This window comes from Haloferax sp. AB510, assembly GCF_024136985.1.
Taxonomy (GTDB): domain Archaea; phylum Halobacteriota; class Halobacteria; order Halobacteriales; family Haloferacaceae; genus Haloferax.
On record NZ_JAMYJY010000025.1, the window covers coordinates 1 to 13711 of the forward strand.

At 68.9% G+C, this 13711-nt stretch carries 14 protein-coding genes and 3 pseudogenes; 5 read left to right on the forward strand and 12 right to left on the reverse strand.

Going from position 1 to position 13711, the window contains the following annotated elements:
* From folP to NKF06_RS06810, 4 genes and pseudogenes are all read left to right on the forward strand, one after another.
* Positions 1-1244 (forward strand): annotated as a pseudogene (gene folP, locus NKF06_RS06795) (dihydropteroate synthase); the annotation flags it as partial.
* A 58-nt stretch (positions 1245-1302) separates the two neighbouring features.
* Complete coding sequence (locus NKF06_RS06800) at positions 1303-1500, forward strand: hypothetical protein (protein WP_253244923.1); 198 nt, start codon at positions 1303-1305, stop codon at positions 1498-1500.
* A 68-nt stretch (positions 1501-1568) separates the two neighbouring features.
* Entirely contained in the window at positions 1569-2321 is a 753-nt protein-coding gene (locus NKF06_RS06805) for an NRDE family protein (RefSeq protein ID WP_253244924.1), read from the forward strand.
* Positions 2322-2346: 25 nt separating this feature from the next.
* On the forward strand, positions 2347-2700 hold the full coding sequence (locus tag NKF06_RS06810; RefSeq protein WP_058567171.1) for a transcription factor: 354 nt from the start codon (positions 2347-2349) through the stop codon (positions 2698-2700).
* A 198-nt stretch (positions 2701-2898) separates the two neighbouring features.
* Here the strand turns inward: NKF06_RS06810 and psmA are convergent, their stop codons facing one another.
* The 11 genes and pseudogenes from psmA to dapA all read right to left on the reverse strand — a co-directional run bounded on the left by psmA (position 2899) and on the right by dapA (position 11892).
* Positions 2899-3657 (reverse strand): archaeal proteasome endopeptidase complex subunit alpha, encoded by a 759-nt coding sequence (psmA, locus tag NKF06_RS06815; protein ID WP_058828903.1) that lies wholly within the window; start codon positions 3655-3657, stop codon positions 2899-2901.
* A gap of 6 nt (positions 3658-3663) precedes the next feature.
* A complete protein-coding gene (locus NKF06_RS06820; RefSeq protein ID WP_058828902.1) occupies positions 3664-4143 on the reverse strand; it encodes an Rpp14/Pop5 family protein in 480 nt (159 codons plus the stop codon).
* 9 nt (positions 4144-4152) lie between these two features.
* Positions 4153-4779: a methyltransferase domain-containing protein gene (locus NKF06_RS06825; RefSeq protein WP_253244925.1), complete on the reverse strand. Its 627-nt coding sequence runs from the start codon at positions 4777-4779 to the stop codon at positions 4153-4155.
* The gene (locus tag NKF06_RS06830) at positions 4763-5458 is read right to left on the reverse strand and encodes an RNase P subunit p30 family protein (RefSeq protein WP_058828900.1); all 696 of its coding nucleotides are present in this window, start codon (positions 5456-5458) and stop codon (positions 4763-4765) included. Before NKF06_RS06830 ends, NKF06_RS06825 begins: the two co-directional genes overlap by 17 nt.
* A gap of 84 nt (positions 5459-5542) precedes the next feature.
* Entirely contained in the window at positions 5543-6103 is a 561-nt protein-coding gene (locus NKF06_RS06835; RefSeq protein ID WP_058828899.1) for a BGTF surface domain-containing protein, read from the reverse strand.
* A 50-nt stretch (positions 6104-6153) separates the two neighbouring features.
* Complete coding sequence (locus NKF06_RS06840) at positions 6154-7251, reverse strand: M20 family metallopeptidase (RefSeq protein WP_253244926.1); 1098 nt, start codon at positions 7249-7251, stop codon at positions 6154-6156.
* Positions 7248-8115 (reverse strand): annotated as a pseudogene (gene dapF / locus NKF06_RS06845) (diaminopimelate epimerase). The gene NKF06_RS06840 and the pseudogene dapF overlap by 4 nt, the downstream one beginning before the upstream one ends.
* A gap of 20 nt (positions 8116-8135) precedes the next feature.
* Positions 8136-9381: pseudogene (lysA, locus tag NKF06_RS06850) on the reverse strand (diaminopimelate decarboxylase).
* Complete coding sequence (locus NKF06_RS06855) at positions 9378-10220, reverse strand: 2,3,4,5-tetrahydropyridine-2,6-dicarboxylate N-succinyltransferase (protein ID WP_058567180.1); 843 nt, start codon at positions 10218-10220, stop codon at positions 9378-9380. Before NKF06_RS06855 ends, lysA begins: the two are co-directional and overlap by 4 nt.
* Positions 10217-10978: a 4-hydroxy-tetrahydrodipicolinate reductase gene (dapB, locus tag NKF06_RS06860; RefSeq protein WP_058828895.1), complete on the reverse strand. Its 762-nt coding sequence runs from the start codon at positions 10976-10978 to the stop codon at positions 10217-10219. The genes NKF06_RS06855 and dapB overlap by 4 nt, the downstream gene beginning before the upstream one ends.
* Positions 10975-11892 (reverse strand): 4-hydroxy-tetrahydrodipicolinate synthase, encoded by a 918-nt coding sequence (gene dapA, locus NKF06_RS06865; RefSeq protein WP_058828894.1) that lies wholly within the window; start codon positions 11890-11892, stop codon positions 10975-10977. Before dapA ends, dapB begins: the two co-directional genes overlap by 4 nt.
* 389 nt (positions 11893-12281) lie before the next feature.
* Here dapA and NKF06_RS06870 point away from each other — a divergent pair, with 389 nt between their 5' ends.
* Positions 12282-12779, forward strand: coding sequence for an NYN domain-containing protein (locus tag NKF06_RS06870; protein ID WP_058828893.1), 498 nt, complete (start codon positions 12282-12284; stop codon positions 12777-12779).
* A 10-nt stretch (positions 12780-12789) separates the two neighbouring features.
* On the opposite strand, the gene NKF06_RS06875 is transcribed toward NKF06_RS06870, so the two are convergent.
* Entirely contained in the window at positions 12790-13710 is a 921-nt protein-coding gene (locus NKF06_RS06875; RefSeq protein ID WP_253244927.1) for a hypothetical protein, read from the reverse strand.
* Position 13711: the final 1 nt, after the last annotated feature.

The window sequence follows — 13711 nt, forward strand, 5'->3', positions numbered from 1 at the left end:
GCCGAGGCGCGAACCACGTGGACGCGGGCGGTCGTCCCGAAGGCCCACCGCACTCTCGACGACGCCTGTCGGACCCTCGCCCGCGCGAACGTCGCCGACGCCGCCGACCGGTGCGAGCGCGCGAAGCGGGCGGTCAACCGAACGGTCCACACCCGCGTCCAACGCCGACAGGCCCGAGTGCTCCGCGAGGAACTGCTGTCCGTCGGCGGCGACTGCGCCGTCTCGGGCCACGAGTTCGGCGGCGAACTCGTCGACGTGGTCCTGACCGGCACGCTCGACCAGTTCGAGCGGCTGACGGCGAGCCTCGAAGCCCGGCCGTACGCGCTCGCGGGCGTCGCCGAAGAGATTCGCGCGACGCTCGTGCCGACGTGGTCGCCGCCGAGGACGAGGAGGACGACCCGAGCGGCGGCGACTACCCGTGGGACGACCGCACGGCGGTCATGGGCATCCTGAACGTGACGCCGAACAGCTTCCACGACGGCGGAGAGTTCTACGACATCGACGACGCCGTCGAACAGGCGCGGTCGATGGTCGACGCCGGCGTGGACATCATCGACGTGGGCGGCGAGAGCACCCGTCCCGGCGCGGACGAGGTCCCCGTCGACGAGGAGATTCGCCGCGTCGCGCCCGTCATCGAGGCCATCGCCGACCTCGACGTGCTCGTCTCGGTCGATACCCGGAAGGCGGCCGTCGGCGAGGCCGCCCTCGACGCCGGCGCGGACATCCTCAACGACGTGACCGGTCTCGAAGACCCCGAGATGCGCTTCCTCGCGGCCGAGCGCGACACGCCCGTCATCGTGATGCACAGCATCGACGCGCCGGTCGACCCGTCCCGCGAGGTGGACTACGACGACGTGGTCGAGGACGTCATCGACGAACTGACCGAACTGGTGTTACTCGCCGAGAAGGCGGGCATCCCGCGTCGGAATCTCATCGTCGACCCCGGTCTCGGCTTCGGGAAGTCGAAGGCCGAGAACTTCGAACTCCTCGGACGCGCCGACGAGTTCGCCGCGCTCGGCTGTCCGATTCTCGTCGGCCACTCCCACAAGTCGATGTTCTCGCTCGTCGGCGAGAAACCGGGCGACAACCTCGCGGCGACCGTCGCGGGCACGGCCATCGCCGCCGACCGCGGGGCCGACATCGTCCGCGTCCACGACGTGCCGGAGAACGTCGCGGCCGTGAACGTCGCGCTCGCCTCGCGGGACCCGACCCGGTTCGAAGACGGCTCCGAGAGCGAGGACTGAGAACCGACGCCCGGCGGCCGACGACGACTTTTTGTCAGATCACCGATTCGACTCGCGTATGTCCCTCCTCCCGTACTGGCTTCCGACGGAGTTCCCGCACGTGCTGGTTATCGTGATTCCGCTCCTGTTGATACTGCTCTTCGTCGGCGGCCTCGCCGCGAACGCGCTCGCCTCGTGGGTGCTCGAACCGCGGCGGGACCTCGAACCCCGAGTGGCTGAACTGGAAGCGCGACTCGATGAGCGGTCCGACGAGTGAGTTCCCCGGACGTTCAGACCCGGAGACGGAACCGGTGTTTTTCTGCGCCGAGTGCCTACTCCCACCTCGTGTGCACACTCATCCTCGCGTGGCAGGTGTTCGAGGACGCGCCGGTCGTCGTCGCCGCCAACCGCGACGAGCAACTCGGCAGGCCCGCCGAACCGCCCCGGCGGTGGGACGACGGCGACGGTCCCGAAATCGTCGCTCCGCGGGACGCCGAGGCGGGCGGGACGTGGGTCGGCTACAACGACGCCGGCGTCTTCGTCGGCATCACCAACCGCTGGGTCGAGGTCGCGGGCGGCGGCGAGCGCTCCCGAGGCCACCTCGTCCGCGACGCGCTCCGTCACGAGACCGCCGAGGACGCCGCCCGGTTCGTCGAACGCGCGGTCGAGGACCACACCTACGATGGCTTCAACCTCGTCGTCGCCGACGAGAACGCTGCGCTGTTCTTCGAGTGGGACGGCGGCCTGTCGGTTCGGAACTTCGACCCCGGCGTCCGCGTCGTCGTCAACGTCGGCACGCCCGACTCGTGGTTCGTCCCGGAGCGACGCCCCGAGGTGGGGGAGCGGCAGGCCGACAACGCCCGGCGGCTAGAGGAGGCGCTTCAGCCCGGCCCGAGCGAGTCGGTGACGGCGTGGCGCGAGCGGGCGAAGGCGGCGCTGGGCGACCACGACTTCGGCGTCTGCGTCCACGACCCGGAGGGTCAGTTCGGCACGCGCTCGTCGTCGGTCATCACGCTCGGCGAGGCGGAATTCGCGTACGAATTCGCCGACGGCCCGCCGTGTCAGACCGCCTTCGAACCGGTCGAACGTCAGGATTAAACCGCTCGCACGACGTGTAGGTGGTATGAGCGCGAGCGAAGCCGAGCAAGACCTTTCTTCCGACGAGCACGCGGGACTGGAACTCATCCGCGAGTCGGGCGGCATCCACCAGAGCGACTTCTGGAAAGAACTCGATATCTCCTCCCGGAAGGGGAGCCGAATCGCCGAGGTGCTGGAGTCGCTCGGTCTCATCAAGCGGACCGAGACCGTCTACAACGGCCACACCACCTACTACCTCGAACCCGCCGCGCGCGACCTCGACTTCTCGATGCTGATGGCGGGCGACATGCTGTCTCCCCTCATCGGCGAAGAGGAGATCAACGCCAACAGCAACGCCTTCTCGCAGTGGCTCATGAACCTCGCCTACGAGGAGTACTGAGCCGTCCGCCCTCTCGTTTGAGACCCCGATAACCGACTGCGGTCTCGGTTCTATTTCCGCTTCTGTTTCCGTATCTCGACTTGCGTTCCGACCGCGAGCGACGCGACCGCTCCCCGTCGCGACCGAGACGACGGCGCAGTCGCTCGCCGGGCGGGGTTCGGAGAAGAACGCGCGAGAAGGGAAACCGCGGGACGCGGCTTACTCTTCGGACTGTTCGTCGTCCTCGGTCGCCAACAGGTCGTTGGCTTCGAGGTAGCTCTCGATTTCGTCGTTAGACAGTTCGACGAAGCGCTCGGTCTCCGCGGAGACGGTCGCCACGTCGACGCCGTCGGGCGCAGTGCCCTCCTCGCTGGTCGAGGCGATGGCTTCGAGCGCGAGTTCGATGCCCTCGTCGAGGGTCAGGTCGTCGCGGAAGTTCTCTTCGAGGTGCTCTTGGTGGTCGCCGCGGTCGGCCCCGATGGAGACGGCCTTCCACTCGTAGGGAGTCCCCGAGGGGTCCGTCTCGTAGAGGCGGGGCGTACCGTTTTCGACGCCGCCGATGAGGAGCGCGACGCCGAACGGGCGCGCACCACCGACCTGCGTGTACTGCTGGATGTGGTCGGTGACTTCCTTGGTCAGCGTCTCGATGCCGATGGGTTCGCCGTAGCGGAGGCGGTTGACCTGCGACTGGCGGCGGGCGAAGTCGATGAGCTGGCGGGCGTCGGCGACGTGGCCGGCGCTTGCGATGCCGATGTGGTCGTCCGCCTTGTGAATCTTCTCGACGCTCGTCGGCTCCATCAGCGGCGAGCGAGAGCGTTTGTCCGCCGCGAGGACGACGCCCTCGGGCGTTCGAACGCCGATGCTCGCGGTGCCGCGCTTGACGGCCTCACGAGCGTATTCGACCTGATAGAGTCGACCATCCGGCGAGAAGATCGTAATCCCGCGGTCGTACGCCTGTTGTTGCGCTTGTCCCTGCATGGAATATCACTCGAAATCGAGTTGCGTCGCGCCCGTGAACCCGTCCGAACCGCCGACGTCCAAGAGTGAGTCGCGGACGACAGCGGTTCGGGATTCGTTCTCGAACACGACGGTTCTCTCCTCAGAAATTCCGGCCCGGCCGTGTAAATACCTTTCCGAACAGGCACGCACTGTCCCCGAGACGCCTCGCACTCTCACCCCGACTGGGTCGCCGCCGACGGCGTCGATGCAGGCGAGCGCGGCCCGGGCTTCCTCGACGTGACCGCGACGGGCGCGGACGATGGTCTCGGCGATGCCGTCGTCGTAGTCGAACCCGAGGACGGTCAGGTCGGCGTCGGCGCTCCCGGCGTCGCCGTAGAGGTTCTGCGCGGCGTACCAGAGCTCGCGCTGGAACGGCCCGCGGGCGAGGTCGGCGTCGGGCCACGTCTCGACTTCGACGGCGAGGTAGCGCCGTCGCGGCCGGAGGTGTTTGGGCAGGTGTTTCATCGGCTCAGCTCACTCGTCGGCGTTCGGCGCTCGCTCGGCGACGAGGACGCCCACCTGTTCGTGGACGGACTCGACGGCTGTGAGGACGAATCCGGCGTCCGTGAGCGCGTCGGCGAGGAAGCCGACAGTCGCGGGGTCGTCCACCTCGGGCGAGTAGAACGGCTCGTCGGGGTCGGGCGTCCCGAAGAACATCACGTCGCCGAGGACGAACCGGCGCGGTTCGAGGTCGGCGATGACGTTGATGGCCTCGCGTTTCTCTTCGTCCGAGAGGTGGTGCATGGCGAAGTTCGTGACCACGATGTCCACCTGCTCGTCGTCGTCCACGTTCGGTTCGCGGAACCGGCCCTCACCGAACTCGACGTTCTCGATGCCGACTTCGGCGGCCTTGGTTCGGGCCTGTTCGAGCATCCCCTCGCTGATGTCGCGGCCGACGACGCGCTTCGCGTCGGGGGCGAGCGCGAGGGCGATAGCGCCCGTGCCGGTGCCGAGGTCGAGGACCACGTCCTCGGGGGAGGGGTCCGCGTAGTGGACGACGAGCGAGACGCACGCGCGGTACTCATCGCTGTCTTGCGAATCGTCGTACTCCGCGGCGATGTGGGAAAAGCGGGCGGCGTGTTCCTCAATCGTCTTCTTCATACCGTCCCCGTTTGACGCCGGGGGCTATGAACGACTCGGACATGCGCTCGCGGTTGCGCGCCGCGAGGCGGCCCCACTCGCGAAGACCGTCGAGCACCTGCTCGCGGTCGAAGCCGATGACCTCGCCCAGTCCCGCCAACTCGCGGGGGCTCCGCAGTTGGAGGTGCGACGACGGGGTCGCGGAGACGACGTACGGGGCGTCGTAGTACTCGACGAGTTCGCGGAGCTTCCGAAGGGCCGAAATCGCCTGCACGCGGGTCCCCCCGTCGCTTCGGAGCACCGGTCCGAAGTCGAACTCGACGCGGACGCCGTTGTCGCGGGCGGCCTTGGCGAGGACGTGGTTGAAGTTGCCGTTGCCCTCCATCGGACGCGAGAGCACGTCGACTCGCGGCTGTTCGACGGCGAAGCGGTTGAGCGCGTTCGTGCCGCCGCGGAGGATGAGTAGTTCGCGCTGCGGGCGGTAGTTCCCGACCGCGCCGCTGGCGCGCTCCGGGTTCGACGCGTCGATTTCGACGGCGTCAACGAGGTCCACATCGAGGGCGTCGCGGAGGCGGTCGTAGTCGGGGCTGGCGTCGAGCGCGCGGACGACGACGCCGTCGTAGTCGTACCGACCGGCGGCGACGGCGGCGCGACTGGCCGTGCTCTCGCCGTCGGGGTGTGCGTAGACCGCCTCGTACATACGCCGACACAGGAACGGGTGGGAAAAGGGCGTTGCGTTCCGGAACTCCGGCGCGAGACCGGCGCGAGGCTGGGCGACGGGCTGTTAGAACCGGGCGTACGCGGCGATCGAGGCGAGGCAGAGCGCGACGACGCCCGCACCGGCGCCGAAGCCGGGCACCTCGAACCCGGACAGCGAATCGGTTGACGTCGCCGTCGCCGTCGACGGCTGGGCGGTTTCGGTCGTCGTCTCCGTGGTCTCGACGTCGGGCGTGAGCGTCGAGTTACCGGGCATGTCGTACGTCACGAGCGTGGCGTTTTCTTGGTAGATGGCCTGCTGGTTGTGGCGAATCGAGACTCGAACCGGACCGCCGCGGAGCTGAGACAGCCCCGAGAGGTCGAACGTCACGTCGAACGTGCCGTTTTCGCCGACGCGGACGATCCTCGAAACGAGGAACGAGTGGGTGTCACCGACGGACTGCACGCGGACGCCGATGAGCGTCCCGGACTCGAACGGAGTCGAACCGTGAATACGTTCGCCATCGGCCGCGTCGAGAGTGAGTCCCTCGCCGGAGTGGTCGATAACGGTGCCGTCGGCGGCGACGGCTCCCGGAAGCGAGAGCGCGACCACGACGAGGAGGACGACGACGAGGTGGGGAGGGCGCATCGTCCGAAACGTATCGTTCGGACAACAAGTACGTTTTGATTAATTAACAGTTAGGCGGTGAGCGCGGCGACGGCGGCGGTGAGCGCGGCGGCCGCGGTTCGCACGTCGTCGGTACGCACGTACTCCCTGTCGGCGTGCGCGACCGCGCCCTCGTCGTCGGCGAGGTCGCCGGGGCCGAAGACGACGACGGGTGCGGGAGAGAAGTAAGAGGCCTCGGTCGCGGCCGTAAAGGGGCGAACGTCCGCCCGGCCGCCGGCGTCTCGGGACGCCGCGGCGAGCGTCGTCACGAGTTCGTGGTCGGGGTCGGTCGCGAACGCTTCGAGGAACGGCGTCGGGCGCTCCGTGAGCGCGAAGTCGACGCCAACGTCGTCGGGGACGACGGCCCGAAGCGTCGATTGGAGTTCCTCGCGGAAGCCGTCGGCCGTCTCCGGCGGGACGCTCCGGCGGTCGACCACGAGTCGGCAGTCGGCGGGCACCTGATTCGAGTTCGCGCCGCCGTCGACCATCGTCGGCGTCAGCGTCGCCGCTCCGAGTTCGGGGTGGGACTCGCGGTCGTCGTCGAACGACCGGAGGGCGTCGAGGACCGGCGCGAGCGCGTCCACGGCGTTGCTCCCCGACTGCGGCTCGGCCGCGTGCGCGGCGACGCCCGACAGCGACACCGTCCCCTCGAACCGACCTTTCGCGGCCGTACAGACGTCGAGGCCGGTCGGCTCGCCGACGATGTACATGTCTCCGTCGAGGTCGAGTTCGGCCGCGCCCGTCGAGAGGAGTTCCTCGTCGGGCGTGATGGCGAGCGTCACTCGGGCGTCGGGACCGGGGTCGGCGGCGAAGAACGCCGAGAGAAGCGCCGCGAGCGGTCCTTTCGCGTCGCAGGAGCCGCGGCCGCGGATGACACCCTCGTCGCGTTCGTACGGGACGTGCGGCGAGACGGTGTCGATGTGCGTATTGAGGACGAGGTGCGTCGTCGGCTCCGCCGCTCCCTTCGAGGCGACGGTGTTGCCGGCGTCGTCCACAGTCGGACTGACACCCTCGGCTTCGAGCGTCTCGACCAGCAGGTCGCGCATCTCGCCCACGTCGTCGTTCGACGCGACGGGGACGGCCCGTTCGAGGAACGCCACGGGGTCGAACCCGTCGGCGTCGCCGCTCATCGCTCGCGGAAGACGATGTCGGCCTCGCCGTCACCCTCGTAGACGGCCGGGCCGCCGAGGAGCGCCGACCCCTCGTCGGGGACGGTCACGGAGAGCGCGCCGCCCGGCGGGGTGACGGTTACGGGGTCGTCACCGGAGACGCGTCCGAGTCGCTTCGCGGCCGCGACGACGGCGACCGCGCCGGTGCCGCAGGACTGCGTCTCGCCCTCGACGCCGCGCTCGAAGGTGCGCTGTCGGAAGCCCCCCCTCGCCGTCGGGGGAGGCGAGCGTGACGTTCGCGCCCTCGGGGAACACCGACGCGTGGCGGACGGCGGGGGCGACCGATTCGAGGCCCACGGCGTCCACGTCGTCGACGAAGGCGACGGCGTGGGGGACGCCCGTGTTGACGGCCGTGACGGTCAGGCCCTCGACCTCGGTCTCGACGAGTTCGTCGTCGGCCGCGAGCGGCACGTCCCGTGGGGAAAAGGAGGGGACGCCCATCTCGACGGTCACGTCGGTGCCGTCGAGGCTCGCGCGGCGGGTGCCCGCGGGCGTGTCTATCATGACTTCGTCCGTGCCGGTTCGCTCGGCGGCCCACGCGGCCGCGACGCGAGCGCCGTTGCCGCACATGGCGGCGACGGAGCCGTCGGGCTGGACGAGGGTCATGACGACCCGCGGCGGGTCGTATCGCGATTCGAGCGCGAGAAACAGGACGCCGTCTGCGCCGCGGCGCTCGCTCTCGCTCAGGGTGATTCCGGCCTCGCGGTCGCAGTGAGTGCGGGCGAAGGCGGGGCGATCCGGGACCGGATCGTCTGCGTCGACGACGAAGAAGTCGTTTCCGGTGCCGTGGAACTTTTCGAAGGGAACGGTGTTGAGTACGCTCATGGTTCTGTGTGGGTGCTTGGTCAGTTGGGGATGTGCTCGGATACGGTTCGTTCGAGTGCGGTGACGTCGTCGAGGGTCTCGCGCCGGCGGCCAGTCGGGGGCCGTCGGCGTCGAGGACGACTTCCGGGGGGCGCGGACGAGAGTTGTAGGTGCTCGCCATCTCGTAGCCGTACGCCCCCGCGTTGCCGAGCGCGAGACAGTCGCCGCGCTCGGGGGCGGGGAGGTCGCGGCCGTCGGCGAACACGTCGCTCGTCTCGCAGACGGGGCCCGCGACGATGGTCGAAACCGGGTCGGCATCGGGCCGAGAGAGGTTCGAAATCGCGTGGTACGCGTCGTACATCGCCGGTCGGAGCAGAGTCGTCATACCAGCGTCGATGCCGACGACGGTCGTCTCGGGGGCGTCCTTCACGGTGTTGACCCGCGAGAGGAGGACGCCGGCGTCGGCGACGACGTAGCGGCCGGGTTCGACTGCGAGTTGTGCGTCCACCTCGCCGAGCGCCTCGCGGGTCGCGTCGGCGACGGCGTCGAGGTCGAGCGGCGGTTCGTCGTCGCGGTACGGGACGCCGAAGCCGCCGCCTACGTCGACGAATTCGAGGTCGCCGACCTCGCGGGCGAGGTCGCCCATCCGGCGGACCAACTCGCGGTGCGCCGAGAGGTCGTCGCGGAGATACCGCTTCCCGCGTGGGCGTGGACGCCGACGAGGTCGAACTCGTCGCGTACGTCGGCGGCGAGGTCGGGGACGCGGTCGATGGGGATGCCGAACTTCGCGTGCCCGCCGGTCGTGACCTTCTCGTGGTGGCCCGCGCCGACGCCGGGGTTCGCCCGGAGGCAGAGCCGACCGTCGAAGCCGCGCTCGCGCAGGCGGTCGATAGTGTCCGCCGCGCCGACCGTGACGGTCATCTCGGGGTTCGACTCCCAGCGCGAGACGACGTGGTCGAGGTCGGCGTCCGGCGGGTTGACCGCCGTGTACCGGACGCGCTCGCCGGGGAAGCCGGCGTCGAGGGCGCGCTCGACTTCGCCGGCGGAGGCGCACTCGGCGTCGACGCCAGCCTCGCGGACGGTTTCGAGCACCGCCCGACCGGCGTGGGCCTTGACGGCATAGCTGACGTGCGCTTCGGGGAACGCCTCGCGGAGTCGGACGCAGTTCTCGCGGACGCGACGGAGGTCGGTCACGTACAGCGGCGATCCGAACTCGTCGGCGAGCGACAGCAGGCGCTCGCGGTCCCAGTCCGAGAGCCGCCGGACGGCCGGCCCGCCGCCGCTCATTCGCGCAGCGCCTCCTCCCGACGGGTCGCGTCGAGGGTGTCGTCCTCGATGTCGAGGGCGACGACCGCGGGCTTGTACGCGCCGCCGGCGAACAGGTCGTGGTCGCCGAGCGACGACTCCACGAAGCGCGTGAAGGCGCGGCGGTTCGCGGGCAGGTGGCCGTAGTAAATCTCCTCGTCCACGAGGTCGTAGACGGGGATTCGGGGCGTCAGAAGCGTGTTTTCGCCGACGATGGAGTTCTCGCCGACGACGAAGCCGGAGGTGACCCGACAGCCCGCGCCGAGCGCCGCGCCGTCTTCGACGACGACCGGGGCGTCCTCGACGGGTTCGAGCACGCCGCCGATGAGCGTGTTCGCGCCGAGCTTGACGTTCGCGCCGATTTGCGCGCAGGAGCCGACGGTGTCACAGGAGTCCACGAGCGTGCCGTCGCCGACGTACGCGCCGACGTTCACGAACGAGGGACTCATCATGATGCAGTCGGAGCCGAGGTACGCGCCGCGGCGGATGGCAGTGCCGTCGGGGGTGTTGCGCGTGCCGCGCTCCCCGAGGTCTTCGGTGTCGCGCAGGGGGAGCACGTCGTGGTAGCGAACGTCGCCGTACTCGCGGGCGAGCGTCTCGCGCAGGCCGAAGTTGAGCAGGATGCCCCGCTTGACCCACTCGTTGGCCTCCCACGAGGTCACGTCGGAGCCGGTTTTCTCGGCGGCGCGCACCTCGCCCGCCTCGAGGGCGTCGAGGAACGCGTCGAGCGTGTCGAGTTCGTCGACGGTCGCCGACGCGGCGTCTACGTCGCCGTCGTCGTATCGCTGCCACAGGTCTCGTACGTCGGATTCCAGATTCATTCGAGTACCTCGGTGAAGTCGTACCACCCGGCGTCGCGGTCGGCGAGCCACGCCGCGGCGTCGAGTGCGCCAGCGGCGAAGACCCCCCGCGACCCCGCGCGGTGTGTGAGTGATAGTGACTCGTGATTTCCAGCCAGTAATATCTCGTGCTCACCGGCAATATCCCCCGCCCGGCGAGCGTGGACGCCGACTTCTCCCTCAGACCGGGGTGCTTCGCCCTCACGGCCGTGAACGCGCTCGGAGTCGCCGCGCACATCGTCGATATCGTCGAGGATAGTCAGCGCCGTCCCGCTCGGGGCGTCGCGCTTGGCGTTGTGGTGCGTCTCCGTGAGTTCGATGTCGTAACCGTCGAGGGCGGGGACCGCCTCGCGGACGGCCCGGCGGAGCGCCGCGATGCCGCGCGAGAAGTTCGAGGCGTACAGCACCGGGACCTCCGATGCGGACTCGCGGAGCGCGTCGAAGCCGCCCTCGCTCAGGCCGGTCGTGCCGGTGACGAAGGCGACGCCCGCCTCCGCGCAGGCCGACGCGTACTCGATGCAGGCCGCCGGGCCGGTGAAGTCGACCACGACATCGGGGTCGTGCGAAGCGAGCAGGTCGGTGAAGTCGGCCGCATCCGCGACGACGACGCCCTCGACCTCGTCGCCGGGTGAGCGACTGACCGCGAAGGCGACCGAGAGGTCGTCGCGGTCGGCGGCCGCGGCGAGGACTTCCCCGCCCATGCGGCCGGTCGCGCCGGTGACGCCGAGAGAGACCGTCACTCGGCAGCACCCCCGTCCGGAATCGCCTGCTCGGCTTCGAGGTCGGACAGCAGGCGGCGCAGTTCCTCGGTGTTCTCCTCTGTGAGGCGGGTGAGCGGCGGGCGCAGGCGCGCCGGGCCGTAGCCCCGAATCTCCATGGCCTCCTTGACCGGGATGGGGTTCGTCTCGGAGAACAGGTGGCGGTTCAGCGGGGCGAGGTCGTGGTGGATGTCGCGGGCGCGCTCGTAGTCGCCCTGCAGCGCGGAGTGGACCATCGCGCCGACGCGCGCGGGTTCGACGTTCGCCGTGACCGAGATAGCGCCGACGCCGCCGACCGAGAGAACCGGGAGCGTGAGCGCGTCGTCGCCCGACAGCACCGCGAACTGCTCGTCGCGGGTCCGCTCGACGACCTCCGAAATCTGGCCGAGGTCGCCGCTGGCGGCCTTGTAGGCGGTGATGTTCGGGTGTTCGGCGAGGGTCGCGGCCGTCTCGGGAAGGATGTTGCTCCCGGTGCGACCGGGGACGTTGTAGACGATTTGCGGCAGGTCGATTTCGTCGGCGATGGTCCGGTAGTGCTCGACGAGACCACTCTGCTCGGGCTTGTTGTAGTACGGCGAGATGAGAAGCAGCGCGTCGGCACCGGCGTCGGCAGAGCGTCGGGAGAGTTCGAGCGCCTCGCGGGTCGAGTTCGACCCGGACCCGGCGATGACGGGCACGTCCTCGACGGCCTCGACGGCCGCTTCGACGACTTCGACGTGTTCGTCGTGGGAGAGTGTCGCGGACTCGCCGGTCGAACCGACGGGCACGATGCCGTCGACGCCGGCCTCTTCGAGGCGTCGCACGTCGGCCTGGAACTGTTCGAAGTCGATACTGCCGTCCTCGTGGAACGGCGTGGTCATCGCGGGATAGACGCCGCGGAAGTCGAATGATGTCATGTGTCGGTGATGGGTGTGGTGACGGTCGTGGGAGTCGATATCGGTCGTGTGACCGGAACGTGCGTCAGCCGAAGGCCGCCCGAGACGGGGTCGCTACTCCCGCAACGAGCGATTCAGTACGCACGTTTTTTCGAAAAGAAAGCGGCACGCGACGCTGTCGAGGGTGTGGTGACCTCCGAGTGCCGCGTCGCGTCGTTCACACCGGATGCAGGTGCTGGAAGCGTAATATAACTTGCGCCGTCTGCAGGACCTGCCGGACCCGACGGGCGGGCTGAGGCGCGGTTCGCGGCGGTCTCCGTCCGGTTTCCGGTCTCCAAGGTGGACACTCGTCCGACGCGTCCCCGCCTCCCCGGACGGTTATTAGCCCGCGCCGCCCAAGCGTCGTACGAATGACCGAGATACACCCCAACCAGCGTGTCGCCATCCTCGCCGACGCGCAGAACCTCTACCATACGGCACAGAGCCTGTACTCGCGGAACATCGACTACTCGTCGCTCCTCAAGAAGGGAACGGCGGGCCGCGCGCTCACTCGCGCCATCGCCTACGTCATCCGGGCGGACTCGCCCGACGAGGGGAGTTTTTTCGATGCACTCGTCGACATCGGTTTCGAGACGAAGATCAAGGACATCAAGACGTTCGGTGACGGCTCGAAGAAGGCCGACTGGGACCTCGGCATCGCGCTCGACGCGGTCAGCCTCGCCGACCACGTTGATACGGTCGTCCTCTGTTCGGGCGACGGCGACTTCGAGCGGCTCTGTACCCACCTCCGCCACGAGGGCGTCCGCGTCGAGGTGATGGCGTTCAAAGAGTCCACGGCGGACGAACTCGTCGAGGCGGCGGACACGTTCATCGACCTCTCCGAAAGAAAAGAGACGTTCCTGCTGTAGTCTCCGCCGGCTATTCGAACTGCGGAACCACCGAGTCGCCGTCGATGTCCGGGCCCGCCGTCTCGGCCGCCCCATCGGTCCCCGAGTCGTGGGCCTCGAAGAAGGCGACCGCGTAGACGTACTGGAACGTCGCCAGAACCATCTGCGTCGCCATCGAGATGGCGGCGATAGCGGCGATTTCAGTCGGCGAGAAGCCGAGACCGGCTTGTGCTGCCGCGGGGGTCGCCGCGTCCTGTACCCGCTGGACGTTCTGGAACGTCCGAAAGATGATGAATCCCGTGACTGGGATGCTGATGACGAGGCCGACCACGAACCGGATGACCGAGTAGCCGAGCGAGGGGATGATGTTGTTCCGGACGAGTCGGTAGCTCTCGCCGAACGACTCGATTGCGCCCTTGTCGCCGACGACGACCGCGACGGGGTAGAACTGGACGAGGAAGAGGACGACGACGTACACCAGTCCAAGGAGGGCGAGGACGGCGATGCCGACGAGGAAGCCGCCGCCGAGGGCCAGATTGGAGACGTCGCCACCGCCGGCTGCGAGGCCGCCGAGACCGAGCGAAACGGCCATGGCAACCACGACGATGACGAACACGATACCGAAGGCGATGACGATGCCGAGTTGGACGATGTTCGCCAGGAGCATCGGGACGTACTTCTCGCGGCCGACGGCGGTCAGAGTCGATAACGAGGTCGAGCCTCCGCCATCGCGGTCGACCGCCTCGCCGGCCATCCCGTAGAGACCGGCGGCGACGAACGGCGTGACGAAGAACGTCACCGCCGTGAGGATAGTCGGAACGAACGGTATCTGCGCCAACTGCGTGGCGAGTTGCGGAAGCGTGATGAGGCCCAAGGCGAGTCCGCCGAGGAACAACACCGGGCTCGACCGGATGCCTCGGAGGGCGGTTTGGAGGGAACTAATAGCAGCCATA

Coding starts and splice junctions, on each gene's coding strand:
- NKF06_RS06800 (WP_253244923.1), top strand. CDS start 1,303: ATGTCCCTCCTCCCGTACTGGCTTCCGACGGAGTTCCCGCACGTGCTG.
- NKF06_RS06810 (WP_058567171.1), top strand. CDS start 2,347: ATGAGCGCGAGCGAAGCCGAGCAAGACCTTTCTTCCGACGAGCACGCG.
- psmA (WP_058828903.1), bottom strand. CDS start 3,657: ATGCAGGGACAAGCGCAACAACAGGCGTACGACCGCGGGATTACGATC.
- NKF06_RS06820 (WP_058828902.1), bottom strand. CDS start 4,143: ATGAAACACCTGCCCAAACACCTCCGGCCGCGACGGCGCTACCTCGCC.
- NKF06_RS06825 (WP_253244925.1), bottom strand. CDS start 4,779: ATGAAGAAGACGATTGAGGAACACGCCGCCCGCTTTTCCCACATCGCC.
- NKF06_RS06830 (WP_058828900.1), bottom strand. CDS start 5,458: ATGTACGAGGCGGTCTACGCACACCCCGACGGCGAGAGCACGGCCAGT.
- NKF06_RS06835 (WP_058828899.1), bottom strand. CDS start 6,103: ATGCGCCCTCCCCACCTCGTCGTCGTCCTCCTCGTCGTGGTCGCGCTC.
- NKF06_RS06840 (WP_253244926.1), bottom strand. CDS start 7,251: ATGAGCGGCGACGCCGACGGGTTCGACCCCGTGGCGTTCCTCGAACGG.
- NKF06_RS06855 (WP_058567180.1), bottom strand. CDS start 10,220: ATGAATCTGGAATCCGACGTACGAGACCTGTGGCAGCGATACGACGAC.
- dapA (WP_058828894.1), bottom strand. CDS start 11,892: ATGACATCATTCGACTTCCGCGGCGTCTATCCCGCGATGACCACGCCG.
- NKF06_RS06870 (WP_058828893.1), top strand. CDS start 12,282: ATGACCGAGATACACCCCAACCAGCGTGTCGCCATCCTCGCCGACGCG.
- NKF06_RS06875 (WP_253244927.1), bottom strand. CDS start 13,710: ATGGCTGCTATTAGTTCCCTCCAAACCGCCCTCCGAGGCATCCGGTCG.